Below are 26,103 nucleotides of genomic sequence, written 5' to 3' on the forward strand. Positions count from 1 at the left end.
GAAAAATGGACCCATCTGTACAAAAGTATTTAAAAGATAATCCTAAATTAGCAGAGTTTATTCGATATAATCCGATGTGGTATCGGTATTTAATGAGAGATCCAGCAAATATAGATAAAATGAAAAAAGAAGCAAAAAAATTTTACGGGAAAACATTTCCACAGCAAGTAAACACGATAAGTGGACAAATTCAAATGGCAAGGATGTTAGCGGAGATGGCGAAAGCGATGAAGGATTAGAAGTCATTCTATTTTCATTACATCAATAAAATGGTAGTATTAAAAGTGGAGGTGTAATGAATGATAGCTACGATGGAGTATGTCAATATTCTGGACGAATCCGAAAGATTAGGAAAGATGATTTTACAATCGGATATCATGCAGGATTACCAAACTACTCGTTCCATCATGGAAACGGATGATGAGGCACAGAAGTTGATTAGAGAATTCTCTGCAATGAAAGAGCATTACGATGATGTGCAGCGTTTTGGAAGATATCATCCCGATTACTATGACATCATGAAAAAAGTACGATCAACAAAAAGGGAAATGGATATGAATGATAAAGTAGCTGCATTCAAAATTGCAGAAAGAAATCTGCAAAAGCTTCTAGATGAAATTAGTAGTTTTGTTGCAAATAGTGTCAGCGAACAAGTGAAAGCTCCGAGAGACGGTGCAGCACTGACAGATAGTGGCTGTGGCTGTGGTAGCGGTGGTGCTTGTGGCTGTGCCTCCTAGACATATAAGGATTGGAGAAAGCTTCTTTAAAGAGAAGTTTTCCCCAGTCCATACATATAACTATTCAAAGGGGATAGATGAATGAGAGTGAACAGACAAGGAATCGTTGTCTGGTTTCAGCATATGAAAAACATAAAACAATTAAGAAAGCACGGTAATGTTATATATGCTTCTAAAACAAAGCGATATGCTGTGATTTATGTGAATCAGGACGAATTGGATGATGTAGAAATAAAAATAATAAATTACCCTTTCGTGTCTAAAGTGGAACGATCTCAAAAACCATTTGTCCGAACAGACTATGAAAATGCGAAACCAGATAAGGCAAAGCAATATGATTATAAAATGGGTATTTAATGATTTTGAATTATCCACTCAAGCTTTAGTGCTTAGTTTGTAAGAAGAAATTGAATATAGATAATAAAAAACCTGCAGAGATAACTCTGCAGGTCCCTCTGTTTTTCATATGAAAAACAAAAAGGCAAAGGGAGAGGAGAAACCGGAGGAAGAACTTATGGGGAAGTGTAAGTCTTCTTCCGTTTTACATCAACCAAACAATGTTTAGTTGAATCATTATGATATTATGGACATCGAAACGAATAATATACATTACTTATGAAAATGATTTTATTATTGATATTATTTATGGTAGGATAATGTCTGATAGTGGCAACTAATGAGGTGAAAGTATGCGAGTAATTGCAGGAATACATAAAGGAAGACAATTAAAGCCAGTACCTGGTCAACATACGAGACCGACAACTGACAAAGTTAAAGAAGCTATTTTTCAAGTGATCGGTCCTTTTTTTTCTGATGGACGAGTGTTGGACTTGTTTGCCGGAAGTGGCGGTTTAGGAATAGAAGCACTAAGTCGAGGTATGGATCAGGCCATTTTTGTTGATAAACATCCGAAGTCCATACATACTATTAGAGAAAATTTAAGGCAATTAAAGCTTGAAGATAGAGCAGAAGTATTTAGAACAGATGCTTTTCGAGCACTCAAAGCAGCAGCAAAGAGAGAACTATTATTTAATCTTGTTTTACTTGATCCACCGTATGGGAAGATAGATTACCTGGAACTAATGAATGAACTTGTCGATAATCACCTATTAGCGGATGATGCAATTGTCTATTGTGAACATGAAGATTCGCAGGATCTTCCTACCGAATATGGCCCATTCCAAGCAATAAAACAAGAAAACTATGGTGGACTAATTAATATCACCATTTATAAAGTTAATCGTGAAGGAGCGTAACTATGGGAAAGTTAGCAATATGTCCAGGAAGTTTTGATCCGATAACGAATGGACATTTAGATATCATCCAAAGGGGAGCAAATGTATTTGAGGAAGTAATTGTAACCGTTTTTAATAATCAATCAAAATCTCCGTTATTTTCAGTTGAAGAACGCATCGAGTTATTAAAGGAGTCAAGCAAACATATTCCGAATGTAACAGTTGATTCGTCTAGTCGATTATTAATGGATTATGCTAGAGAGAAGAAAGCACATGCGGTTATTCGTGGATTAAGGGCAGTAAGTGATTTCGAGTATGAGATGCAAATTACTTCTATGAACAGAAAATTAAATGAAGATATTGAAACATTGTTCATGATGACGAATAATCAATATTCTTTTTTGAGTTCAAGTATGGTGAAAGAAATAGCTAAATATGACGGAAATATAAGTGGTTTAGTACCTGAGCCGGTAGAAAAAGCATTAAAATCAAAATTTAATTATTTATAAGTGAATGACGAGTTGAACTTTAACTCGTCATTCTATTTTTTTCTTTTTTTATGGAGCAGAATACATGTTGCTATGAATATACTTATAATTGTAACCATCGGACCATAATCTTTCATCCAATAGAAGATAGACATCCAAATAGAACTATTTGGATCTAATTGAGAAACAGGAATTTCGTTTAAATTAATTGTTTTACGATCAAGATACAATGGTTGATATAGTATGATAGTCAAGATAACAGCAATACTTCCATGTAAAAGTCTGGCAAAGAAATATGGAGAGAAACGAATATCGGTTTTGGCAAGAATACTAGCAACTTGTGCATGAATAGATAGTCCGTTAAATCCTAATATAAAACTAACAATCACTGCTTTTTGTAATAGCGTGTCTGTAGTAACTTGAGAAATCATATTTGCACCTAGTGTAATTTCAAATAATCCAGAGATAAATGGCAGACTAAGATCAACAGGTAAATGGAGTATTTGAAGTATGGATTGAAAAATAACTGCCACTGCTGGTGTTACATGAATTAAAAATAACAGTTTGATAAGAACAGAAAATAAGATGATGAATCCTCCAACCATAACTAGGGTCTTTATAGAGTTGATAACAGCATCTCCTAAAATTTCACCGAATGGCTTATCCTCTTTTAAACGATCTCGATGCATTTCTTGAAAAGCTTTTTTAAGTGAGAAGCGTTTAGTATCTTGCTTTCGAAATCGCTCTTGACGTGTACCATGGAATCTCATACAAATACCGACAATAGCATTACTCGTATAATGACAGACAGCCAATAAAAGTCCAAGTTTTAAGTCATGAAAAAAACCAGCTGATATAGCACCAAAGATAAATAAGGGGCTAGAATTATTCGTAAATGAAACTAACCTTTCAGCTTCTGTTTTACTTAATTGATTTTCTTCCCGTAATCTAGCTGTTATCTTTGCTCCTGTTGGATAACCACTTGCCATACCCATTATCCATCCGAAACTACCTGCTCCAGGTACATTAAACAAAGGACGCATGATTGGTTCGAATAAAACACCAATAAATTTTACAACTCCGAATGCCAATAGTAATTCTGCAGTAATAAAAAAGGGTAGCAATGATGGAAAAACAACTTCCCACCACATATTTAAGCCTCTAATTGCTGCTTCAAGTGCCTGATCAGGAAAAGCAATTAGTGATAGGGTGAGTAAGAGAGTAAGTCCAGAATAGACTAGAGTTTTCATTCTTTGATTCAATCGAATTTCCCCCTAAGTATGTGCTAGCTCTGTACAACTTATAATGTAAGTAGTAGAATTATGCTAGCTTGTCCTATTGAAAATGAGGCTAAGCTAAATAATGTATCTTAATACAATATACGCGACGACATAGGTGAAATATTCCATTCATATAATAGGATGGTGTATTAAGTGAAGTTAAAGGAGATGAAGGACTAGAATGCGGTTGTCCAAAAAGAATATTGCCATATTTATTGTTTTATTTATTGGAATTTATTTATTTGGTACATATAAAATGCCTTATTATATACAAAAGCCAGGTGGTGCAGATGCTTTAAATCCAATTGTGGAAGTTGAAGATGGTTTTGAAAGTACAGGAGATATGCATTTAGTAACCGTCAGTGGAATGCAAGCAACACCGTTGTTTTATATATTTGCCAAAATTATGCCTCATCAAGAAATTTTACCCATTGATCAAGTGTTTCCAGAAGGAATGAGCCAAGATGATTATATGCATGCGCAGTTACAGGTAATGGAAAGCTCTCAAGAAGCTGCTACTGTAGTTGCTTACGAAGCTGCTGGCGAGTCAATAGATATTTCCTATGAGGGAGTATACGTTGTTTCTGTTGTGGAGGATATGCCTGCGGAAGAGATATTACAAGCTGGAGATCGAATTATTGGCATTGATGGAAGAGATATAAAGGAATCCCAGGATTTAATTAATTATATTGATACTTTAACTGCTGGCGATACAGTAACTGTTGAAATCATAAGAGACGATGAAAATCTTTCAGAGGAGATTCAGTTACAACAGTTTTCTGATAACGATGAGAAAATAGGTTTAGGTATAAGTTTAGTAACGGATCGTGATGTAACTGTAGAGCCTAAAGTTAATTTTACAAGTGGGAATATTGGGGGACCAAGTGCTGGTTTAATGTTTTCTTTGGAAATTTATGATCAATTAACGGAAGAGGATATTACAAAAGGTAAACAAATAGGCGGTACAGGTGAAGTGGATTACGATGGAAATATCTATCGAATCGGTGGAATTGATAAAAAAGTGGTGGCATCGGATAAAGAAGGAGTAGATGTTTTCTTTGCTCCAAACGAAAACGGTTCGGAGGAATCTAATTATCAAGTTGCAGTTGATACTGCTGAAGAAATCGGCTCAACTATGGAAATTGTCCCAGTAGATACATTTGAAGATGCACTAGAGTATCTTCAACAGATGAATTAAATGCACAACAATAATATAATACAATAGCTAGTTGTAATTATTTTGACTGATTAAAAACGAACGAATAGGTGATGATGCATTCATCTAACAATCGTTCGTTTTTCAGTCTGATTCTTATAATTTATACGTGTGTAACGGAAGGTAATCACTGTACTTCAAAGCGATAAGGATAAATTGGGTAAGATAACCCGTAAATGTCCAGCTCTGTTCAGGTATGATTTAAATGATTATCGGAGGCTGTAATTCTTGTTTGAACATCCTTCTTTGTACATTAGCAGGAATAATACTGTAATATGCTTTTGTAGCTCGTTCTTCAATTGATAACATCGAATGATTCATATTAGCTAAACTAGTGATTATCGGTACATCAACATTCTTCTTATGGTGGTTAATATATTGTTGTCCTTGTTTATTCATAGCGAGTATACGAATATATGTTGGAGAGCAATCAACATAATCTTCATCTTTTTTTGTATTTGTAAGAATATGTATAAATATACGTTGTATTCTTGTCCATGTATAACGTTTGGTTTTAATTTTACGCATCCAATCTAAAAAAGATGTAGCGTCGTTTGCAGTTTGCTGAATTCGGAATTCTAATCCTTCAACAACTCCTTGAATATCTTGTAATTCTTTTATATTCATTGTTAAAACACGATAGCGAAGAAATGGGAAATACTTTTCAAAATCATGCCAAATAGATGTTTTTTCTTTGTAAGATTGTAGTTGCTCGAATGTCTCTATTGGAATTGCGTTATGCACATCATTATCTATAGATTCTGATTGAAGCAACTGTTTGCGGATACTTGTCGCACTAGCTATACTGCCATTTATAGATTCATCATGAAAATCATTATTTTTTCTCTGAATCGTTAATGGTTTGATTGATGGTGCATATTCCTGGATAGCTTTAACATAACTAAAACCTAAAATATTATTTGGTTTTGATAAGTCCAAATTTCCTTTAGTTAGCCCTAAAGTTCCATAAGCAGCAGTTGCAGCATCAGGAAATGATAATCCCTCTGTTAAGTTGTGCTTTAACATTTTATCAAATGTCTGATTATTTTTCTTAATAGTTTTATGAGCAGTTAAAAAGGGGGATATGCTACCCGATTCACTTCCAAAACAGACGCTAGATACACCGAATTTATGTAATGTCTTAATTGCTCCGGTAGCAAAGCGATCACTATTTTGAACTGCAAAAGTATATGGCAATTCAATAATAATATCAGCTCCACCTTTAAGAGCAGCTTTTGCGCGATGAAATTTATCTATAATTGCGGGTTCTCCACGTTGAAGAAAGTTACCACTCATAATTGCAACAATACACGTTGACTGAGAAGCTTTTCTCGCTTGGCTAATATGATATTGATGTCCATTGTGGAACGGATTATATTCGACAATTACTCCACATGCGTCCATTTTTTTCACCCCTAATGTAATCAGTTAATGTTATTGTAGCAAATTTAGCTATGTTTCACATCATATACTAGAGGTTAAACTAAAGTATAAAGGGAAGGATAACTGTAAAGAAAATATATTGACAAAAGTCCGTTTTTCTTTTAAAATAACTCTTGTTGCCTAGAGGTGATTTATATGAAATTGACAGTCAGTCAAATTAGAAAAGGTTCCGTTCATCAACCGTATTCTTTTGATGAACATGTAGATGTGAAAGAACTGGAATCAATGAATAACGACATTCGACGTATTGATCCTGTTCATGTTCATGGGCGTGTAGATGTACAAGGAGATCAATTCTTTGTAACATTTACCATCGAAGGAGAGATGATCCTTCCATGTGCTCGTACTTTATTAGATGTCCCATATCCTTTTCAAATTAACACAAATGAAGTGTTTTCTGATTCTGCTTACTATGGAAGAGAAGAAGAACTAGAAGAAATTCATCCAATAGATGGAGAAGTGCTTGACTTAATGCCATATATCAAGGAAAATATATTATTGGAAATTCCATTCCGAGTATTTTCTGATCAGGTAGATTCTGAAGAGGCAGCACCATCTGCTGGTGAAGGATGGGAATTAATTTCAGAGGAAAAGGAAGAGAAGTCTATTGATCCACGGATGAAGAAACTTGAATCTCTCCTTAAAAATAATCAGAAAGAAAAATAAGAATAGCTATTCAAGTTTTACTTTCATTTGAAGGAGGTGTAAGTCATGGCAGTACCTAAAAGAAGAACTTCCAAAAAAGTAAAGAACCAACGTCGTACGCATAAAAAACTACACGTACCTGGCATGGTAGAATGCTCCAATTGTGGAGAATTAACAAAACCACACCGTGTTTGCAAATCATGTGGACACTATGACGGGAAAGAAGTAGTAAATAGCTAATAGTGAACGAACAACAGATCACAATTTGTGATCTGTTTTATTTTTTCTAAGAAAACGATTCTAGCACCCCTATTTTTTGCATACATTGATAGCAAACATATTAGGAGGGGTGTTATGAACGAAACGAGACAAGATGCATGGACTGAGGATGAAGATAAAATACTTGCAGATACCGTTTTGAGGTTTATACGAGAAGGTCAAACACAACTTGAAGCTTTTAAGGAAGTAGCAAATACGTTATCACGTACATCTGCTGCTTGTGGTTTTCGTTGGAATGCAACCATTCGTAAACAGCATCATCAAGCCATTCAAAATGCGAAAGAACAACGAAAGAATGGATTTAAAAAACAAACCATCTTCGCTACTACTAGCCCAGGAGATTTTTCTCAATCACATACAATTGACACGGCGATAAAAATATTGGAAAGAATGCGTACTGAATATCCTCAAGAAAAGCAAAAAGAACAAGAGAAACTGTTAGAGCGAGTAATTAAAGAAAATGAACAACTCAAGTCAAAATTAGCAAAATATGATAGGGCTTGGGAAGAAGTGAATTCTGCATGGCTTCAGGTGAAGAATTGAATGTTTATAGAAGTATACTTACAAAAAAAGACATGAAGTTTTAACCCTTCATGTCCTTTTCTTTTACTCCTTCTGGTAACCATATTAACGGATTTTCTCCTAAATCTCTCTCCATTTCATAATGCGCTTTAATAAATCCCATTTTCTCCCAAAACCCATGTGAATTAATGCGTGGATTTGTTTTAATTGGTAATTCAAAGCTTTTTGCAAATTCCACTAAAACTTTTCCGTATCCTTTACCTTGATAATCAGGTAGAACTTCTAACTTCCACAATGTTAAATAGTCTTGGGATGGTTCAAAGTAATAATCATACGATTTGCTTACTTCATACAGGCTCATTCTAGCTATCAAGTTGTTCCCAAAATAAATACCATAAAATGGAGACTTACTATCATTTTCGATAATATTATTTTCTAAATCTTCCATCATAGTTAGTTCTTGATTACCATATTCACGAAACCGTTTAAACTTCTCCAAAGTCTTGTAATTTATTAGGAGATTTTCCACTTTAACATTTTCCATTCTGTTCTCCCCCTATTGAAACAAATAAAATAAATATTTATTAGAAAGATAACGCTTCCTATAAATTTAATTATAATACAAAAAAGATTATTTTGAAATTAAATATAACTTTTGATGTTCAGAAAAAGGAGCTAGTTATATAATGGAAAAAGGAACCAATAGTAAATGCGAATTCTTAACATAAATTTGTTTAATTGATATAAAGGGGGATATGATTATGAAGGATATTTTAATCTATACCTTTGCAACAGCGATTAGTTTTCCATTTATAGTAACAATAGGTATATATTGGATATCGAAATGGACAAGATCAAGTAATTGGAAGGCAATTCATGTAGCAGTTCATTGGTCCACTTTATTTTATATTATAGCGGTAAGTATTATATTAAATCTTTTATTACAACAATCATTTATTGGTTTTATTTTATTGTTCTTCTTAATCTTTTTAATGCTAATTATAATTTATCAAAGAAAAAAACAAACGGATGTAGAATTACTAAAAGCATTTAGAATTGTGTGGCGTGGAGCATTTTTATTGTTTTTTACATTATATTTTCTTTTAGGATGTATTTATATAGTAAATGGGGTATGGGGAGGGTAACTATTTATCAATTGTATATTAATATATAAACAGATTAGTTTGATTAACGGATGTTTTTATGTACAATACTGATTGTACATAATTCGTAGAAGGAGAAATAGATTTATTATGAAGACTACTCCACTCTCTATACAAACAACAAATAAATTAGTGACACATTATAAAAACAATGATAAGTCTGTGATGAAATATTTCGATTACAGTTCTAATCAATATGAACAAAAACGATTAGAATACATAAGTAATCGAACATATCAACGACAAAATTTTGTTGAAGCTGTTCATAAATTACATAAAAAATGGGGAGCTCCAGAAGCATCAATGGTACAACTAAATAAATTACTTGATGAACAAGCCGTTGCGGTAGTTGGAGGTCAACAAGCTGGTTTGTTAACAGGACCATTATACTCCATCCATAAAATTATATCCGTTATTCAGTTGGCAGAAGAACAAGAAAAGAAATTAGGAATTCCTGTAGTACCTATTTTCTGGATTGCTGGAGAAGATCATGATTTTGAAGAAATAAACCATACCTATGTACCAACAACAAATATGAAAATGAAAAAAATAAAACTACAGAATAAATCTATTGATGCAGGAAGAAAATCAGTATCGGATTTAGAATTTGAGAAAGATAAACTTCGTGAATGGATAGAGAATGTATTTCTTTCATTAAAAGAAACGGATTACACGCAAGACATATATTCTCTTGTACAAACAGTTTTATCTAATTCGAATTCTTATAGTGAATTCTTTGCTAAATTTATTTTTCAACTGTTTCCTAATCAAGGAATTATCTTGTTAGATTCACATGCTTCTGAAATCCGAGAGATTGAATCAGGCTTTTTCCTAGAGATGATTCAACATCAACAGGAAATTAGTGCTTCAGTGAAAAGTACAATAGATAAGTTGAGAACAGAAGAGTATTCCATATCCTTAGATGCAACAGAGGATGACGCTCATCTATTTTATCACGATGAGCAACTAGGAAGAGTGTTATTACAGGTTGAAAAAGAGGGTGTTTGGGTTGATAAACAACATAATATAAGGTTAACTCTAGAAGAGCTTCAATCTATTGCAATAAATAGTCCGCATCTCTTGAGTAATAATGTTGTTACGCGACCAATGATGCAAGAAAAATTAATACCTACATTAGCGTTTGTAGGTGGACCGGGAGAAATAACATACTGGTCAGCATTAAAAGATGCATTTCATATACTAGAATTAGAAATGCCGCCTATTGTACCAAGAATTTCTTTTACTTATCTAGACCGTTATACGAGTAGACTTTTAGATAAGTATAACTTGGATTTACCTAAGATTTTAAATAGAGGAGTTAAAGAAGACAAGCAAAGGTTCTTAAATGAAAAAAATGATTATAATATTGACGAGGTAACCGAAGAGTTAAAAACTCAACTTAGTGATATCCATCAGCCTTTGAGAGATATAGCCGCTTCTTTGGGTGATGATATAAAAGCGTTGAGCGAGAGTAATTTGTCTTATCTCTTAAAAGATATTGAATTTTTAAGGAAACGTCTAAATAATGAAATTAAAAAAACCTATGCAATAGAGATAAGTGAATTTGACCGGCTGGAAATGAATCTAAGACCGAACAATGGATTACAAGAGCGAATTTGGAATCCGATATATGTTATGAATTGTTGTGGGGTAGATGTTTTCTCTACATTGGTAAACAATCATTCCTTTGTTCATGAAGAACATTGGATGATCCATTTATAATCCCTCCACAATCCTCCACAAATAAATATATTGCATAGAAAAGCTGTCTAATCACTGATAAGACAGCTTTTTTATGTATGTTTTTATTCGATTGTTTTCTTGGCTAATGAAGAAATTTAATGATTTTTGATAAAAGTGGTGGAGGATAGTGGGGGAATGTGGTAATATAAAAAATATGAAAGTGGGGGGCGACTATATGTTTATGGGTGAATTCCTTCATAGCATTGATACAAAGGGAAGAATAATTGTTCCCTCCAAGTTCCGTGAAAATTTAGGGAACAGCTTTGTAGTCACCCGTGGACTAGATAAATGTCTTTTCGCCTACCCAATGGAAGAATGGAAGATTTTAGAAGATAAGTTAAAGCAACTCCCACTTACAAAGAAAGATGCACGAGCTTTTACTCGATTTTTCTTCTCTGGTGCCATTGAATGCGAAGTGGATAAACAGGGGAGAATAAATATTCCAGCAAATCTTCGTAGCTATGCAGGTCTTGAAAAAGAATGCAATGTTATCGGCGTATCTAATCGAGTGGAAATTTGGGCCAATGAAGCATGGGAAGATTATGTGGCGGAGTCTGAAGAATCATTTGCAGAAATTGCGGAAAACTTAATGGACTTTGATATTTAAAATTTCCAGTATAAGACCGAAGAATTAAAAGTGGGTGTTGATATGTTTGAGCATTACAGCGTATTAAAAGAAGAGTCGATTAAAGGACTAGCAATTAAGCCAGATGGAATTTATGTTGATTGTACAACTGGTGGTGGGGGACATTCTCTAGAAATTGCTTCTAGACTCAATGAGAATGGTCAGCTGTTCGCATTTGATCAAGATAAGGATGCGTTAGCTGCTGCGAGAGAAAGATTATCTACATATGCAGATGAAATTGTATTTGTGCAATCGAACTTTCGTGGATTAGAAGAACAGTTGAAAAAACATGGAATTGAACAAGTAGATGGTATTTTATTTGATTTAGGTGTTTCCTCGCCTCAATTGGATAGAGGAGAAAGAGGTTTCAGTTATAATCATGACGCTTTGTTAGATATGCGAATGGATCAATCACAGAATCTTTCTGCTTATGAAGTTGTCAATGAATGGCCATATGAACGTTTGGTTTCTATTTTCTTTTCATATGGGGAAGAGAAGTTTTCAAAACAAATCGCCAGAAAGATAGAAGCTTACCGTGTACAAAAAGAAATTAAAACTACACATCAATTAGTAGAAATAATAAAAGATGCTATACCAGCACCAGCTAGAAGAAAAGGGGGGCACCCTGCGAAACGCATATTTCAAGCATTGCGTATTGCTGTAAATGATGAGTTAGAGGTATTTAATAATGCCTTACATCAAGCAGCAAGGTTAACGGCGGTAAATGGCCGAATAGCTGTAATAACTTTCCACTCTTTAGAAGACCGAATATGTAAGCAAGCTTTTAAAAAATGGAGTACAGATAAACCTACACCTAGGCATTTACCAATAGTACCTGAGTCGCATAAAGCACCATTTAAATTAGTGACAAGGAAACCTATCACAGCAGATACTTCCGAATTAGATGAAAACAGGAGATCACGTTCTGCGAAATTGAGAGTAATTGAAAAAGTAAATGAATGGGATCATGAATTTACGTATGAAGAAGGGTGGAGAAAATAATGAGTGTAAATCATGCACCGAAGTGGGAAACAAATACGCAGTATCATCCGGAAACACAGCCGAAAACCGTTGTTAAAAAAGTTAAACGAACAAGATGGATCACAAAAGGTGAAAAAGTGATTTACGCATTTGCAGGTGTTTTAATGCTCGCTTTTGCGGTTTATATGGTTTCGTTTTCTTCTTCAACGGATACCTTAAATCGTGAATTACAACAAATCGAACAAAGTGTAAACCAACAGAAGATTGCGAATGAAGGATTGAGTTTTGAAAAAGAAGAATTATCCCGCCCGGAACGTATTATTAACATTGCTGAAGAGAACGGTCTAAAAATTCAAAACACAGAAGTGAAACAAGTACAATCGTTCAACAACTAGGCAAGGGGAATACAAGATGAAAAAACATAGAACGACACATTTTATGTCTAGTATATATATGATCATTTTTGTAGCATTATTTTTAATAATTACAGGAAGATTCATGTATATTCAAGCAACTGGTGAAGTAAGTGGAGTGTCATTAGATGAATGGGCTGATAAACAACGAACTGCATCTTATACCATGAATTCAGAGAGAGGTAAGATTTATGATAAGAATGGTATGGTCCTTGCCTACGACCGCCCGACTTATCGAATGTACGCTATCCTAGATGAAGCTTATTCCGAAAATGCCGAGGAGCCATTGCATGTTTCAAACGCACAAGAAACCGCTGAGAAACTGGCTCCTCTTTTAGACGTTGAGGAGGAAGAGATACAAAAACCTTTACAAAACGGAATAGATAATAATCGATTTCAGGTAGAGTTTGGACAGATAGGCAAACAAATTTCCAAACAAACGAAAGATGAAATTGAAGATTTGAATATTCCGGGTATTAAATTTGAAGAAGAACCGATGCGCTATTATCCTAATGGAATGTTTGCATCCCATATTATCGGATTTGCACGGGAAGAAGAAAAGGAAACTGATGAAGGTATTGAGCATAACATAACAGGAGTTACTGGAATGGAAGATGTCATGAATGACATTTTAGGTGGGAAAGATGGTTATATTTCCTATCAAAGAGATATTTATAATAAAAAATTATTGGATCCTAGCGAAGTTATTCAACTACCAGAAGATGGAGACGATATTTATTTAACGATAGATCAAAAGATACAAACATTACTTGAAGATGTGATGACACAAGCAGATGAGAAGTATAATCCGACTAAAATGAATGCGATTATAATGGATCCTAAATCAGGAGAAATAGTTGCAATGAGTTCTCGGCCAAGTTATGACCCGAATAATCCAACTGATGTAGAAAATTGGTACAATGATCCAATATCTACACCGTTCGAACCAGGTTCTACCATGAAAATATTCACATGGGCAGCAGCAATCGAAGAAGGAGTATATAATGGCTCTGAAGGATTTAAATCAGGAACATACCAACCGAATGAAAAAATAAGACCAATAGGTGACCACAATAATGGTGAAGGATGGGGAACGATTTCTTATGATGAAGGATTTGAGCGTTCTTCGAATGTAGCAGCTTCGAAATTATTATGGGAAAAATTAGATACAGAATCATACTATGAATATCTTCAAGCATTTGGTTTTGAAGAACCAACTGGAATTGACCTTCCTGGGGAAGCTGTCGGAAAGATATCGTATAATTGGCCATCGGATAAACTACGTACAGCCTTTGGACAAAGTTCAACAGTAACCCCTATACAGCAAATGAAAGCAGCGTCTGCAATTGTTAATGGTGGAAAAATGGTTAAACCATATGTAGTAGATAAAGTAGTAGATTCATCATCAGGAGATACAATTTCAGAAACAGAACAAGAATATGTAGGTCAGCCTATATCTGAAGAAACAGCAGAGCAGATGAAGGAATTAATGTCATCTGTGGTTAATGGTGAACACGGAACCGGAAAACCATATCAATTAGAAGATTATATGGTTGGAGGTAAAACTGGTACTGCAGAGATTCCAAATCCTGATGGAGGTGGATATCTTCAAGGGAAAGAAAATTATGTGTTTTCTTTCCTAGGAATGGCGCCAATAGACGACCCTCAATTAATGGTTTATGTGTCTATCCAACAACCAGAATTAGAGCCGGATGAGTCTGGTTCAACACCACTCTCGTTTATATTTAAAAATGTAGTAGAGAATAGCTTGCATTACATGGATATTAATCCTGAAAAGAATGAAGCTCCAGATATAAATCAAATGGAGATGCCAGAGGTTGTTAATGAATCGACTTCCGAAGTGGAAAATGAAATGTCAGAAATCGGATTAAATACGGTTGTGATTGGGGAAGGTTCTAAAATACTCGCTAGTAGTATTGAAGCTGGATCATCCGTTCTTCCTAATGAAAAAGTTATTTTGGTAACAGATGAGCCCACTATGCCAGACATAAAAGGATGGTCTCTTCGTGAAGTAATGATTTTAGCTAATTTATTAGATTTACAAGTAGAAAGTTTTGGTTCAGGATATGTTACAACTCAAAATATCGATGTTGGAAATCCGTTGCGATCTGGAGATTATCTAGGAGTTGAATTAGAAGAGCCAAACTCTACTAGTGAAAATGAAGAACCTCAAGAAGAGGAAAATGAAGAAGAAACGGGAGAAGGCGAATCTGAGTAAACGATTGTAGGACAAACAGTGTTCTATTCAAAATTCTTTATTCATATAGTGGATACAAAGTAGCCTAAGAAGGAGTTGGCTTATGAAACGTGTATCTACTGTAACGATAAAGAAAAGAATAGTCACTGTTTTTCTTTTGGGAGCATTGATTATAGCGGTTATTATTGGTCGCTTAGCTTATGTACAATTTGTTCTCGGTGATGATTTAGCTGGACAAGCAAATGAATTATGGACAAGAGATATTACTTTTGCAGCGGAACGGGGGTATATACTTGATTCAGAAGGGGAGGTTTTGGCGGAGAATGTCACAGCCCCGACGGTGATAGTAATGCCAAGGCAAATAACAAATCCAGAACAAACAGCCACACAACTTGCAAAGATATTAGATGTATCTCAAGATCGTGTATTGGAAACAATCACCAAAAATACATCGAGTGTAATGATACGTCCAGAAGGTATTAAAATAACAGACAAACAAGAAAAAGCGATTCGTGAATTAGATTTATCAGGAGTTTATTTAGCGAAAGACTCGAAACGATATTATCCAAATGGCGATGATTTATCTCACGTACTAGGTTTTACTGGTATTGATAACCAAGGGCTAATGGGATTGGAATTGTCTTACGATGAAAAGTTAAAAGGGGAAAATGGCAGTCTATCACTTTATTCAGACGCGAAAGGAAGAAAATTAGATGATTTAGCAGATGAATATAATCCTCCTGTAGATGGGTTGAATTTACAGACTACTATTAATACTAAAGTGCAAACAATTATTGAGAGAGAGCTCGATAAAGCCACAATAAAATACAATCCGGATGGAGCATTAGCTATTGCGGTGAACCCGAAGACGGGTGGCATATTAGGAATGTCATCGAGACCAAATTTTGATCCGGAAAACTACCAAGATGTTGATGCTTCTATTTTTGGAAGAAACTTGCCAATTTGGAGCACTTATGAGCCTGGATCCACATTTAAAATTATTACATTAGCAGCAGCGTTGGAAGAAGGAGCTGTTGATTTAGAAGAAGATCGTTTTCATGATGATGGGGATATTGAAGTTGGTGGAGCTACGATTCATTGTTGGAAAAAAGGTGGACATGGCGACCAAAGTTATTTAGAAGTGGTACAAAACTCATGTAACCCAGGTTTTGTTAATCTTGGTCAAAGACTGGGGACAGAAAAATTATTTTCTTATATTGATGCTTTTGGATTTGGTAAGAAAACAGGAATAGACCTACAAGGAGAAGGAAACGGGATATTATTTCAACCTGAGAATGTAGGTCCTGTTGAGTTAGCGACTACGTCATTTGGACAAGGTGTTTCTGTTACACCGATTCAACAAGTAATGGCGGTGGCAGCTGCAGTTAATGGAGGATACTTATATAAGCCATATATTGCGGATGAATGGATAGATCCAGTGAATGGAGAAACTGTGGAAAAGTTTGAGCCACAATTACAAAATCGAGTTATTTCTAAGGATACTTCAGAAGAAATAAGATATGCATTGGAGAGCGTCGTCGCGCAAGGAACAGGACGTCCCGCATATGTTGATGGTTACCGAGTAGGTGGGAAAACTGGTACAGCCCAAAAGGTTGGCCCAAGTGGAGGTTATATGGAAAATAACTATATTGTCTCATTTATTGGTTTCGCTCCAGCAGATGATCCTGAAATTGTAGTATATGTGGCAGTTGATAATCCAAAAAATACCGTTCAATTTGGAGGTGTGGTAGCTGCTCCAATTGTAGGTACAATTATTGGTGATAGTTTGAGAGCAATGGAAGTTGAGCCTCGTACAGATGGATTAGCAAAGGAATATTCTTGGCCAGATCAACCGAAAGTAGAAGTTCCAGATTTGGTTGGAGAGTCTACACAAAAATTACCAGAGTATCTCGTTGATTTAAGTGTGGTTACTAGTGGAGAGGGAGATACGATTATAGAACAATCTCCGAAACCAGGTACCATGTTAGAATCTGGTTCCACTGTAAGAATCTATTTAAGTGATGAAAATGAATAATGAAAATCATCGTTAAACAAGAAAAAATTTGCTATAATAGGAAGGTCAATCGAAATGAAACAGGGGTATTTACATCCTCTCCCTATTAAAAAAATTGAAAATACCTAAATAGTATTAATTAGAAAAAAGGTGTATATGATGGAATTAAAAAAATTACTAGAAAGTCTTACATTTTATAATGTGAATGGTGAAGTGGAAAATTGTGAAATAACTTCACTAGAAATGGATTCGAGAAAAGTAACTAGCGGAAGTGCATTTGTATGTATTACAGGATTTACTGTAGATGGACATGATTATGTAGATCAAGCGGTGAAAAAAGGAGCATCTGCAGTTTTTACTAGTAAACCTCTAACGAAAGATTATGAGGTTCCAATCATTCAAGTGGAAGATACCAATAGAGCGTTAGCGATGCTTGCAGTGAAGTATTATGATTACCCAACAAAACATTTTCCACTTATTGGTGTAACCGGAACAAACGGAAAAACAACCGTTACTTATTTGTTAGATAAGATTTTTGAGTATCATCAAAAAAAAGCTGGAGTAATTGGGACAATTCAAGTGAAAATTGGGGAAGAAACTTTCCCTATTGTAAATACAACTCCAAACGCACTTGAACTACAAAAAACGTTTCATATGATGCGTGAAAAAGATGTAAAACAAGGTATAATGGAAGTTTCCTCTCACGCTCTAGATATGGGAAGAGTGTATGGGTGCGATTATGATATTGCAGTATTTACTAATCTATCACAAGACCATTTAGATTATCATCAAGATATCCAAGATTATTTACGTGCGAAGAGTTTGTTGTTTGCTCAACTTGGTAATGGTTATAATGGTGAAAAGGAAAAATATGCAATCATTAATGATGACGATTCATCAAGTCATTTATTAAAAAGAAGCACTGCACAACATGTAATAACATATAGCTGTAAAAAAGAAGCGACTATTATGGCAAAAGATATTGAACTCACAGCATCTGGTATTCGTTTTAAATTACATTCTCCTCTAGGTGAAATTGCGATTCAAAGTAGATTAATGGGAATGTTTAATGTTTATAATATGCTAGCGGCAAGTGCGGCAGCTATCGCATCGAAAGTTCCTTTGAAAGTAATTCAAGAAGCATTAGAGTCAATTGAGGGAGTTAATGGAAGATTTGAACCAATTGCAGAAGGACAAGATTATTCTGTAATAGTTGATTTTGCACATACGCCAGATTCTTTAGAAAACGTCCTACAGACAATAAAGGACTTTGCTAAACGAAATGTCTATGTGGTCGTTGGATGTGGTGGAGATCGAGACCGTAAGAAAAGACCACTGATGGCTGAAGTGGCTTTGAATTATGCTGATCATGCGGTGTTCACTTCGGATAATCCGCGTACAGAAGATCCTCAAGCGATTTTAGATGATATGACTGCTGAACTTGATTCAACAAGTGGTAGTTATGAAGTTGTGGTAGATCGAAAAGAAGGAATTGCTAAAGCAATTCAATCTGCTCAAAAAGATGATATTATTTTAATCGCTGGAAAAGGTCATGAGACATATCAAATTATTGGTCATACAAAATATGATTTCGATGATAGAGATGTTGCAAGGAATGCAATTAAGCAGAAAGGGGTGTAGACACCTTGTTATTCACAGCAAAGTGGTTGGCGGAATTATTTCCTAAGCATCAGGGGGAAATAAATACAACTATTTCTATCGAAGAAGTAACTCGAGATACGAGACAACCAAGTTCAAACGCCCTATATATACCTATTGTTGGAGAAAAATTTGATGGACATGATTTCATTTTTGATGCAATCAGAAATGGTGCCGTCGCAACATTATGGGATAAGTCCATTAATTTACCAGAAGAATGGGACGATTCTTTTCCTGTATTTTTTGTAGATGATACTATTTTAGCTATTCAGCAGCTAGCTAAGTCCTATCGTCAACGTGTCAATCCTATTGTAATTGGTGTCACTGGTTCTAATGGTAAGACTACAACCAAAGATTTAATTACATCGGTGGTAAAAACAAGTTATAAAACAGCAGCTACACAAGGTAACTTAAATAACCATATAGGATTGCCGCTTACTATTTTATCGATGCAATCCGACACTCAGGTACTTGTCCTTGAGATGGGGATGAGTCAGTTTGGAGAAATTAAGTTATTAAGTAACATCGCGGAGCCGGATTACACGGTTATTACGAATATTGGCGAGTCCCATATTGAAAATTTAGGTTCTCGTCAAGGTATTGCAAAAGCAAAATTGGAAATAATTGAAGGAATGAAGTCAAAAGGTAAATTATTTATTGACGATGACGAACCTTTATTATCTAAAGAAAATATAGGTATCGATCATTCTCAAATAACCGGGATTGGTTTTACCAAACAAAGTGATATTTTTGTATCCAATGTAAAAGTGCATCCTAATCGAACTTCATTTCAAATAGCGGATGAGGCTTATTACGTTAATTTGCTTGGTAAACACCATGCAAAAAATGCAGCATTCGCTTACTCAATTGGAAAAGCATTGAATATTTCACATGAGAAGATGCAAATAGCTTTAAATAAGCTTGAAGTTACTGGAATGCGTTTTGAATTAAAACGTGGAAAAAATGGTGTCCATATCATAAATGATGCATATAATGCCTCTGCCACTTCCATGAAAGCGTCCATTCAAGTAGTAAAAGAAATGGAAGGTTTTCAAAGTAAGATATTAGTGTTGGGAGATATATTGGAATTAGGTACATATTCAGAACACTATCATCGTTCGGTTGTCGAGGTTATTGATCCCAGGATTTCAGAAATTTATACTTACGGAGAGCACGCTTTTTATATTTATGATGAAATTGTTAAGCAACACCCTGAAGTAAATGTACATTATATAAAACAAAGAGAAGATGTCGTTCCCTTGTTACGTAAGCATTTAAATAATAAAACATTAATATTATTTAAAGCATCTCGAGGGATGAAATTTGAAATGTTTATTGAAGAATTACAGCAGTAATCGAACATCTAGTTACTTAGTTGGACGGTTTAATACGTGAGGAGGAAATGAAGTGGACTTAACTGGATTATTAATTACAATAGTTGTAGCATTTCTCATTACCGTTCTTCTATCTCCTATTTTTATACCATTTTTAAGAAGATTAAATTTTGGACAAAGCATTAGAGAAGAAGGACCACAGTCACATAAGAAAAAGACAGGGACACCTACGATGGGTGGACTGATGATTATATTTAGTATAATCATTACGTCACTTATAATGGCGAGTAGAATGGATGAAGGAATTAGTTACCAGGTATGGTTGTTAATTTTTGTGTTATTTGGGTACGGTTTATTAGGCTTCTTGGATGATTTTATAAAAGTTGCAATGAAAAGAAATCTTGGACTTACTTCTAAACAAAAATTACTTGGTCAAATAGTAATTGCACTTGTCTTTTATTTTATATTAAGAAATCAAGGGTTTTCGACGGTCATTTATGTCCCAGGGACTGAACTACAATTTGATATAGGTTGGTTTTATGCCGTATTAGTTATTTTTATGATGGTCGGAGCTTCCAATGCAGTAAACTTAACAGATGGATTAGATGGGTTATTAGCGGGAACCGCCGCTATTGCATTTGGAGCATTTGCTATCATTGCTTGGTATGGAACGCCTGATCATGTAGTAGCTGTCTTTTCTTTAGCAGTAGTAGGAGCATTGCTTGGATTTTTAGTTTTCAATGCACATCCAGCAAAAGTATTTATGGGTGATACAGGCTCACTAGCCCTTGGGGGGGCAATTGCTGCCATTTCTATCTTATTGAAATTAGAAATTTTACTGATTATTATAGGCGGAGTTTTTGTAATTGAGACATTGTCAGTTATTATTCAAGTTATCTCATTTAAAACAACTGGTAAACGTGTATTCAAAATGAGCCCCTTACATCACCACTATGAACTATTAGGATGGTCAGAGTGGCGTGTAGTTACCACTTTTTGGTTAGTTGGTTTATTGTTTGCCATGCTCGGTGTTTATATTGAGGTGGGAATGTAATGAATGTACTTACAAATTTTCCTTATCAACATGTACTTGTATTAGGATTAGCTAAAAGTGGTACAGCAGCAGCAACTGTTTTATTGGAAAATCATATACAAGTTACAATTAATGATGGAATGGCAACATTAGAAGATTCATCCGTACAGAAATTACAAACAATGGGAGCGGAATTAGTATTAGGATCGCATCCACTTTCTGTGCTTGATGAAAAAGATATCATCGTGAAAAATCCTGGTATTCGTTATGATAATGTAATTGTAGAAGAAGCCGAGCGACGAGGGATACCAGTTATATCGGAGGTTGAACTAGTTCATTACTTAACAAATCAGCCTGTAATTGGGATAACCGGATCAAATGGAAAAACTACTACGACAACATTAATTACAGAAATGCTTCGCCAAAGTAATGTTTCTGTAAAGGTGGCAGGAAATATTGGAGTAGTTGCAACAGAAGTAGCTTCTTCATTACAACCTGAAGAAAAGATGGTTATGGAACTATCTTCTTTTCAGTTACAAGGGACGAATCAATTACAATTTTCAACTGCTGTCCTTTTAAATTTATTCGAAGCACATTTAGATTATCATGGTTCCTTTGATAATTACGTCCAAGCAAAATGTAATATATTTAAAAATCAAAACGAACATGATTATTTAATTTATAATGCAGATGATGATAATGTTTCTGCTGTAGTTAAAACCGCAAGAGCGACAAAAGTACCGTTTTCTAGTTCTCGTCCATTTACTGATGGCGCATGGATGGATGATGAGTTTCTGTATTTTAAGGATGAGAAAATCATTGCTATTCGAGAAATTGTACTTGTAGGTAAACATAATATGGAAAACATTTTAGCTGCAATTGCTACCGCAAAATTAAATGGTGCTTCTAATGAAGGGATTTATCAAGTGTTAACAACATTTTCAGGAGTAAAGCATCGGTTAGAGTTTGTTGGTGTAATAAATGGGCGTTATATTTATAACGATTCAAAAGCGACAAATATATTAGCTACCAAAAAAGCGTTAGCAGCTTTTAACAAGAATGTTGTATTACTGGCCGGGGGATTAGACAGAGGAAATACATTTGAAGAATTAATTCCTTATTTACATCATGTGAAAGCAATGGTCGTATTTGGCGAGACAGCAAATAAACTTAAAGATGCTGGTGTTGCTGCAAACGTACCAGTTATTGAGAAAGCATTTGATGTTCAACAAGCTGTAGAGGTAGCATTTCCTCTAACGGATGAACAGGATACCTTACTGTTGTCTCCAGCTTGTGCAAGTTGGGATCAGTACAAAACTTTTGAAGAAAGAGGAGACATGTTTATACAAGCCGTGCATAGACTGAAGTAAGGGGCTTGTACACATGAATTTCCGATTAATGTTACACCCCTTATTCTTAAGTAAAGATTAGGGGTGTTTTTCTTTGTTTAATAAACTAAAAGAGCAGCAAAAGCCAGATTATATACTATTAATTATTTTATCATTACTACTAATAGCTGGAATTGTAATGGTCTTTAGTTCTTCTTATATATGGTCAGAGTATAAATTTAACGATGCCTTCTACTATTTAAAGCGACAAGCGCTATTCGCTGGTGCTGGAGTTGCTGCAATGATATTTTTTATGTTTATTCCATATTATACGTGGAAAAAATATGCAAAAATGATTTTATTCATTTGTTTCGTACTATTATTGCTTGTATTAATTCCAGGAGTGGGAATGGTTCGTGGTGGTGCGCAAAGCTGGATTGGCATAGGGGCATTTAGTATTCAGCCTTCTGAATTCATGAAATTAGGATTGATTATTTTCTTGGCATCTTTACTTTCGGAATATCAAAAGTATATTACTTCTTTAAAAAAAGGTTTCTTACCATGTTTATTATTAATTTTTACAGCGTTTGGATTAATTATGTTACAACCAGATTTAGGAACAGGCATGGTTCTCGTTTTAACTTGCATGATTATGTTGTTCGTAGCTGGTGCAAAGTTAAGTCATTTTTTCGGATTAGCAGGAATTGGCGTCATTGGTTTTATAGGTTTAATTGCTTCCGCACCATATCGAATTAATCGGATTACTGCCTTCTTAAATCCATGGGAAGATCCACTAGGGCATGGATTTCAGATTATACAATCTTTATATGCAATTGGTCCTGGTGGATTGATGGGGTTAGGTTTAGGAAATAGCTTACAAAAATATTTTTATTTACCTGAGCCGCAGACGGACTTTATATTTGCGATTATTGGAGAAGAATTAGGATTTATTGGAGGAGCAATGATAATTATATTGTTTTTCCTTCTGCTGTGGAGAGGAATTAAAATTTCACTTGAGGCTCCTGATTTATTTAGTCGATTATTAGTAGTGGGAATATCTTCTATGTTAGCATTGCAAGCTATGATTAATATAAGCGTAGTTATAGGATTGATCCCAGTAACTGGCATTACCTTACCCTTCTTGAGTTATGGTGGTTCATCCCTTACGTTAACACTATGTTCGGTAGGAATTCTATTAAATATAAGTAAGTACTCCAAAAGTATGGAAAGTAAATAGTCGGTAGAAAGTAGCTTTTATTGAAAAACTTCATATTCTATGTGATGTACACTACATCTAATGGTAGGTTTTGTGATATAATTTCTGTAAATAGAAGAAATGGCACATAACCTACCATTTCTATATTTAAAATGTTGATAAAGGAAGAAATGGAGATGAGTGACAAAAATGTAGTTTCAATAGAGGATCGTATTCCGAAATTGAAACATGCAAGAAAAAAGAAAGCGAATAGGCGTCTTATATTCTATCTATCTATCTTTTTTCTTCTAATAGCTATTGTTGTTTACTTGCAATCTCCATTAAGTCATATAAGGACGATTGAAGTAAATGGAAATACATTTCTAAATGAAGAAAAAATTATTAAATATAGTGAATTAACAACCGATACGAATATATGGACAATTAATACGAAATCTATTGAACAAGCTATTGCGAAAGATCCAGTCATTAAAAACATCCAAGTAAACAGAAATTTCCCCTCTACAGTAACGATGGAAGTAGAGGAACAACCAGTAATTGGTTATATTAATGTAGATTCGGATTATGTTCCAGTATTAGGAAATGGTGAGGTTTTGTCTGGTAATAATCAAGGTTTTACTGGTAATGCACCCTTTTTACATGGGTTTAATGAAGAACAATTAAAGCAATTAGCAACAGAAATGAAAGATGTCCCACAGAGTATTATGAGTCTAATTTCTGAAATTCATTGGGTCGAAACTGACGAAGATATTAATAAAATTATGCTATATATGAATGATGGGTATACCGTTTTAGGATCCTTAAGGGAAATAAGTAATAAAATTTCTGTATATCCTTCCATTGTCTCACAGTTAGAACCAGAAGATGAGGGAGTTATTCATATAGGTGTGGGTGTATATTTTGAATCATATCATGATGACGAAGATGTTACCGAACTAGAAGTAGATGAAACATCAGAGAATGATTCGGAAGATGGAGCCGAAGAGGATTAACATCAAAATAAAGTCACATAATTGTTTTTATCTACGAAAACTATATTATGTACCATTTTTTTGGTAAGTGAAAAAGGGTTATGACCTATTTATGTTGAATAACCTATATATATTTTATTTTTTCATTGAAATCTTTTAAAATAGTAGACTCTACAATGAATGGATAACGTAGTTTTAAGAAACATAGTGAATGTTTCTGTAGGAGGTGCCTTTAATTGGATAATAGTGAAATTTTAGTAAGCCTAGATATTGGAACGACAATGATTAAAGTTATTATTGGAGAAGTACAATCAGATTCTCTAAATATTATTGGAGTAGGAACAGCAAAGTCAAATGGTATGAAGAAAGGTGCAATTGTTGATATTGATCAAACTGTGCATTCCATTCGAAATGCTGTAGAACAAGCAGAACGTATGGTTGGCATGCATATTGAACGAGTGGTGGTAGGTGTTAATGGCAGTCACATTCAACTACAGCCTTGTCATGGTGTAGTTGCGGTCCAAAGTGAGAATCGTGAAATTGGAGATGAAGACGTTACGAGAGTCATTGATGGCGCACAAGTTATTTCTATACCACCAGAACGTGAAATAATTGATGTCATACCTCGACAATTTATTGTAGATGGATTGGATGAAATAACAGATCCGCGAGGAATGATTGGTGTTCGTCTTGAAATGGAAGGCACGATTATTACTTGTTCTAAGACAGTTCTACATAATATATTAAAGTGTGTGGAGCGTGCTAATTTAGAGGTATCTGATATTTGTCTTCAGCCTCTAGCTGCTGGTACAATAGCACTGTCAAAAGATGAAATGAATATGGGAGCAGCTTTAATTGACATAGGCGGAGGTTGTACGACTGTATCTGTTTTTGAAAATGATCATTTAGTCTCTTCAAGTGTAATTAGTCTTGGTGGAGATAATATTACGAAAGACCTTTCCATTGGTCTACGAACCTCTACGGAGGAAGCGGAAGATATTAAGATGAATTATGGACACGCATTTTATGATGATGCTCAAGAAGATGAAACATTTGAAATATCAACAATTGGAAGTAATCAAAAACAAATATTTAATCAATTACAAATAGCAGATATGATTGAAGCGCGACTAGAAGAAATCTATGCTTATGTAGAAAGAGAAATTCGTAAAATGGGTTATAGAGAACTTCCAGGAGGGTATGTATTAACCGGTGGTACAATTGCAATGCCAGGAAGTCTAGAGTTAGCACAGGATTTATTTTACTCAAATGTACGAGTTGCAATTCCTGATTATATTGGAGTAAGAGAACCGCAATTTACTTCTGGAATTGGAATTCTTCAATTTGCTTATCGTAATGCGAAGATACAAGGTAAAGATTTATATCCATCAGTCGTCTTGGATACAGCTAGCCCACAAAAACCTAAAAAACAAGCAAAACCATCCAAAGAGAAAAAAGAAAAAAATGAAAGTAAAAAGAAAGAGTCAGGCTTTGCAAATCTATTTAAATATTTCTTTGACTAATAGATTTTAAAGTTACAAATTGATTTCGTTTAACATG

At 34.6% G+C, this 26,103-nt stretch carries 26 protein-coding genes; 23 read left to right on the top strand and 3 right to left on the bottom strand.

What is annotated here, in order from left to right:
- Window positions 1-5: 5 nt before the first annotated feature.
- The 5 genes from AQ616_RS12565 to coaD all read left to right on the top strand — a co-directional run bounded on the left by AQ616_RS12565 (window position 6) and on the right by coaD (window position 2,481).
- The gene (locus tag AQ616_RS12565) at window positions 6-239 is read left to right on the top strand and encodes a YlbE-like family protein (protein WP_017796565.1); all 234 of its coding nucleotides are present in this window, start codon (window positions 6-8) and stop codon (window positions 237-239) included.
- A 60-nt stretch (window positions 240-299) separates the two neighbouring features.
- A complete protein-coding gene (locus AQ616_RS12570) occupies window positions 300-737 on the top strand; it encodes a YlbF/YmcA family competence regulator (RefSeq protein WP_017796566.1) in 438 nt (145 codons plus the stop codon).
- An 81-nt stretch (window positions 738-818) separates the two neighbouring features.
- Window positions 819-1,094, top strand: coding sequence for a YlbG family protein (locus AQ616_RS12575; protein WP_017796567.1), 276 nt, complete (start codon window positions 819-821; stop codon window positions 1,092-1,094).
- Window positions 1,095-1,426: 332 nt separating this feature from the next.
- Window positions 1,427-1,993: a 16S rRNA (guanine(966)-N(2))-methyltransferase RsmD gene (gene rsmD, locus AQ616_RS12580; protein ID WP_017796568.1), complete on the top strand. Its 567-nt coding sequence runs from the start codon at window positions 1,427-1,429 to the stop codon at window positions 1,991-1,993.
- 2 nt (window positions 1,994-1,995) lie between these two features.
- Window positions 1,996-2,481, top strand: a complete 486-nt coding sequence (gene coaD, locus AQ616_RS12585) for a pantetheine-phosphate adenylyltransferase (RefSeq protein ID WP_017796569.1) — start codon at window positions 1,996-1,998, stop codon at window positions 2,479-2,481.
- Between the two features lie 32 nt (window positions 2,482-2,513).
- Here coaD and ylbJ read toward each other — a convergent pair whose 3' ends face one another.
- Entirely contained in the window at window positions 2,514-3,722 is a 1,209-nt protein-coding gene (ylbJ, locus tag AQ616_RS12590; protein WP_017796570.1) for a sporulation integral membrane protein YlbJ, read from the bottom strand.
- A gap of 199 nt (window positions 3,723-3,921) precedes the next feature.
- On the opposite strand from ylbJ, the gene AQ616_RS12595 reads away from it, so the two are divergent.
- The gene (locus tag AQ616_RS12595) at window positions 3,922-4,938 is read left to right on the top strand and encodes a SepM family pheromone-processing serine protease (protein WP_069685929.1); all 1,017 of its coding nucleotides are present in this window, start codon (window positions 3,922-3,924) and stop codon (window positions 4,936-4,938) included.
- Between the two features lie 219 nt (window positions 4,939-5,157).
- Here AQ616_RS12595 and AQ616_RS12600 read toward each other — a convergent pair whose 3' ends face one another.
- Window positions 5,158-6,360 (bottom strand): nucleotidyltransferase, encoded by a 1,203-nt coding sequence (locus AQ616_RS12600; RefSeq protein ID WP_069685930.1) that lies wholly within the window; start codon window positions 6,358-6,360, stop codon window positions 5,158-5,160.
- 174 nt (window positions 6,361-6,534) lie between these two features.
- Between AQ616_RS12600 and AQ616_RS12605 the strand changes: the two genes are divergently transcribed.
- The 3 genes from AQ616_RS12605 (at window position 6,535) to AQ616_RS12615 (ending at window position 7,866) form a co-directional block, all read left to right on the top strand.
- Window positions 6,535-7,065, top strand: coding sequence for a YceD family protein (locus AQ616_RS12605; RefSeq protein ID WP_069685931.1), 531 nt, complete (start codon window positions 6,535-6,537; stop codon window positions 7,063-7,065).
- Between the two features lie 45 nt (window positions 7,066-7,110).
- The gene (gene rpmF, locus AQ616_RS12610; protein ID WP_017796574.1) at window positions 7,111-7,284 is read left to right on the top strand and encodes a 50S ribosomal protein L32; all 174 of its coding nucleotides are present in this window, start codon (window positions 7,111-7,113) and stop codon (window positions 7,282-7,284) included.
- Window positions 7,285-7,398: 114 nt separating this feature from the next.
- Window positions 7,399-7,866 (top strand): RsfA family transcriptional regulator, encoded by a 468-nt coding sequence (locus AQ616_RS12615; protein ID WP_017796575.1) that lies wholly within the window; start codon window positions 7,399-7,401, stop codon window positions 7,864-7,866.
- 40 nt (window positions 7,867-7,906) lie between these two features.
- Here the strand turns inward: AQ616_RS12615 and AQ616_RS12620 are convergent, their stop codons facing one another.
- Window positions 7,907-8,389, bottom strand: a complete 483-nt coding sequence (locus AQ616_RS12620) for an N-acetyltransferase (RefSeq protein ID WP_017796576.1) — start codon at window positions 8,387-8,389, stop codon at window positions 7,907-7,909.
- A 217-nt stretch (window positions 8,390-8,606) separates the two neighbouring features.
- Between AQ616_RS12620 and AQ616_RS12625 the strand changes: the two genes are divergently transcribed.
- From AQ616_RS12625 to ftsA, 14 genes are all read left to right on the top strand, one after another.
- Window positions 8,607-8,990: a DUF3397 family protein gene (locus tag AQ616_RS12625; protein ID WP_017796577.1), complete on the top strand. Its 384-nt coding sequence runs from the start codon at window positions 8,607-8,609 to the stop codon at window positions 8,988-8,990.
- 108 nt (window positions 8,991-9,098) lie between these two features.
- On the top strand, window positions 9,099-10,730 hold the full coding sequence (gene bshC / locus AQ616_RS12630; RefSeq protein ID WP_069685932.1) for a bacillithiol biosynthesis cysteine-adding enzyme BshC: 1,632 nt from the start codon (window positions 9,099-9,101) through the stop codon (window positions 10,728-10,730).
- Window positions 10,731-10,926: 196 nt separating this feature from the next.
- Window positions 10,927-11,358 carry a division/cell wall cluster transcriptional repressor MraZ gene (gene mraZ / locus AQ616_RS12635; protein ID WP_017796579.1) on the top strand — a complete coding sequence of 144 codons (432 nt, stop codon included), beginning with the start codon at window positions 10,927-10,929 and terminating at the stop codon, window positions 11,356-11,358.
- A 42-nt stretch (window positions 11,359-11,400) separates the two neighbouring features.
- Entirely contained in the window at window positions 11,401-12,378 is a 978-nt protein-coding gene (rsmH, locus tag AQ616_RS12640) for a 16S rRNA (cytosine(1402)-N(4))-methyltransferase RsmH (protein WP_205634386.1), read from the top strand.
- Entirely contained in the window at window positions 12,378-12,752 is a 375-nt protein-coding gene (gene ftsL / locus AQ616_RS12645; protein WP_017796581.1) for a cell division protein FtsL, read from the top strand. The genes rsmH and ftsL overlap by 1 nt, the downstream gene beginning before the upstream one ends.
- Window positions 12,753-12,768: 16 nt before the next feature.
- Entirely contained in the window at window positions 12,769-15,009 is a 2,241-nt protein-coding gene (locus AQ616_RS12650) for a penicillin-binding protein (RefSeq protein ID WP_069685934.1), read from the top strand.
- An 82-nt stretch (window positions 15,010-15,091) separates the two neighbouring features.
- On the top strand, window positions 15,092-17,023 hold the full coding sequence (locus AQ616_RS12655; RefSeq protein WP_069685935.1) for a stage V sporulation protein D: 1,932 nt from the start codon (window positions 15,092-15,094) through the stop codon (window positions 17,021-17,023).
- A gap of 138 nt (window positions 17,024-17,161) precedes the next feature.
- Window positions 17,162-18,643, top strand: a complete 1,482-nt coding sequence (locus AQ616_RS12660) for a UDP-N-acetylmuramoyl-L-alanyl-D-glutamate--2,6-diaminopimelate ligase (RefSeq protein WP_017796584.1) — start codon at window positions 17,162-17,164, stop codon at window positions 18,641-18,643.
- A 5-nt stretch (window positions 18,644-18,648) separates the two neighbouring features.
- Complete coding sequence (locus AQ616_RS12665) at window positions 18,649-20,016, top strand: UDP-N-acetylmuramoyl-tripeptide--D-alanyl-D-alanine ligase (protein WP_069685936.1); 1,368 nt, start codon at window positions 18,649-18,651, stop codon at window positions 20,014-20,016.
- Between the two features lie 52 nt (window positions 20,017-20,068).
- Window positions 20,069-21,049, top strand: coding sequence for a phospho-N-acetylmuramoyl-pentapeptide-transferase (gene mraY, locus AQ616_RS12670; RefSeq protein WP_017796586.1), 981 nt, complete (start codon window positions 20,069-20,071; stop codon window positions 21,047-21,049).
- Window positions 21,049-22,398, top strand: coding sequence for a UDP-N-acetylmuramoyl-L-alanine--D-glutamate ligase (gene murD / locus AQ616_RS12675; protein WP_017796587.1), 1,350 nt, complete (start codon window positions 21,049-21,051; stop codon window positions 22,396-22,398). Before mraY ends, murD begins: the two co-directional genes overlap by 1 nt.
- 73 nt (window positions 22,399-22,471) lie before the next feature.
- A complete protein-coding gene (gene spoVE, locus AQ616_RS12680) occupies window positions 22,472-23,593 on the top strand; it encodes a stage V sporulation protein E (RefSeq protein WP_017796588.1) in 1,122 nt (373 codons plus the stop codon).
- Window positions 23,594-23,748: 155 nt separating this feature from the next.
- Entirely contained in the window at window positions 23,749-24,564 is an 816-nt protein-coding gene (locus AQ616_RS12685) for a cell division protein FtsQ/DivIB (protein WP_017796589.1), read from the top strand.
- A 215-nt stretch (window positions 24,565-24,779) separates the two neighbouring features.
- Window positions 24,780-26,066, top strand: a complete 1,287-nt coding sequence (gene ftsA / locus AQ616_RS12690) for a cell division protein FtsA (RefSeq protein WP_069685937.1) — start codon at window positions 24,780-24,782, stop codon at window positions 26,064-26,066.
- The last annotated feature ends 37 nt before the right edge of the window (window positions 26,067-26,103 follow it).

It is taken from the genome of Oceanobacillus sp. E9, from assembly GCF_001741975.1.
In the GTDB taxonomy this organism is placed as follows: domain Bacteria; phylum Bacillota; class Bacilli; order Bacillales; family Amphibacillaceae; genus Oceanobacillus; species Oceanobacillus kimchii.

Excerpts from the sequence above, each read along its gene's own strand:
- AQ616_RS12565 (WP_017796565.1), top strand. The coding sequence starts at position 6 with ATGGACCCATCTGTACAAAAGTATTTAAAAGATAATCCTAAATTAGCA.
- AQ616_RS12570 (WP_017796566.1), top strand. The coding sequence starts at position 300 with ATGATAGCTACGATGGAGTATGTCAATATTCTGGACGAATCCGAAAGA.
- AQ616_RS12575 (WP_017796567.1), top strand. The coding sequence starts at position 819 with ATGAGAGTGAACAGACAAGGAATCGTTGTCTGGTTTCAGCATATGAAA.
- rsmD (WP_017796568.1), top strand. The coding sequence starts at position 1,427 with ATGCGAGTAATTGCAGGAATACATAAAGGAAGACAATTAAAGCCAGTA.
- coaD (WP_017796569.1), top strand. The coding sequence starts at position 1,996 with ATGGGAAAGTTAGCAATATGTCCAGGAAGTTTTGATCCGATAACGAAT.
- AQ616_RS12595 (WP_069685929.1), top strand. The coding sequence starts at position 3,922 with ATGCGGTTGTCCAAAAAGAATATTGCCATATTTATTGTTTTATTTATT.
- AQ616_RS12600 (WP_069685930.1), bottom strand. The coding sequence starts at position 6,360 with ATGGACGCATGTGGAGTAATTGTCGAATATAATCCGTTCCACAATGGA.
- AQ616_RS12605 (WP_069685931.1), top strand. The coding sequence starts at position 6,535 with ATGAAATTGACAGTCAGTCAAATTAGAAAAGGTTCCGTTCATCAACCG.
- rpmF (WP_017796574.1), top strand. The coding sequence starts at position 7,111 with ATGGCAGTACCTAAAAGAAGAACTTCCAAAAAAGTAAAGAACCAACGT.
- AQ616_RS12615 (WP_017796575.1), top strand. The coding sequence starts at position 7,399 with ATGAACGAAACGAGACAAGATGCATGGACTGAGGATGAAGATAAAATA.
- AQ616_RS12620 (WP_017796576.1), bottom strand. The coding sequence starts at position 8,389 with ATGGAAAATGTTAAAGTGGAAAATCTCCTAATAAATTACAAGACTTTG.
- AQ616_RS12625 (WP_017796577.1), top strand. The coding sequence starts at position 8,607 with ATGAAGGATATTTTAATCTATACCTTTGCAACAGCGATTAGTTTTCCA.
- bshC (WP_069685932.1), top strand. The coding sequence starts at position 9,099 with ATGAAGACTACTCCACTCTCTATACAAACAACAAATAAATTAGTGACA.
- mraZ (WP_017796579.1), top strand. The coding sequence starts at position 10,927 with ATGTTTATGGGTGAATTCCTTCATAGCATTGATACAAAGGGAAGAATA.
- rsmH (WP_205634386.1), top strand. The coding sequence starts at position 11,401 with ATGTTTGAGCATTACAGCGTATTAAAAGAAGAGTCGATTAAAGGACTA.
- ftsL (WP_017796581.1), top strand. The coding sequence starts at position 12,378 with ATGAGTGTAAATCATGCACCGAAGTGGGAAACAAATACGCAGTATCAT.
- AQ616_RS12650 (WP_069685934.1), top strand. The coding sequence starts at position 12,769 with ATGAAAAAACATAGAACGACACATTTTATGTCTAGTATATATATGATC.
- AQ616_RS12655 (WP_069685935.1), top strand. The coding sequence starts at position 15,092 with ATGAAACGTGTATCTACTGTAACGATAAAGAAAAGAATAGTCACTGTT.
- AQ616_RS12660 (WP_017796584.1), top strand. The coding sequence starts at position 17,162 with ATGGAATTAAAAAAATTACTAGAAAGTCTTACATTTTATAATGTGAAT.
- murD (WP_017796587.1), top strand. The coding sequence starts at position 21,049 with ATGAATGTACTTACAAATTTTCCTTATCAACATGTACTTGTATTAGGA.
- AQ616_RS12685 (WP_017796589.1), top strand. The coding sequence starts at position 23,749 with ATGAGTGACAAAAATGTAGTTTCAATAGAGGATCGTATTCCGAAATTG.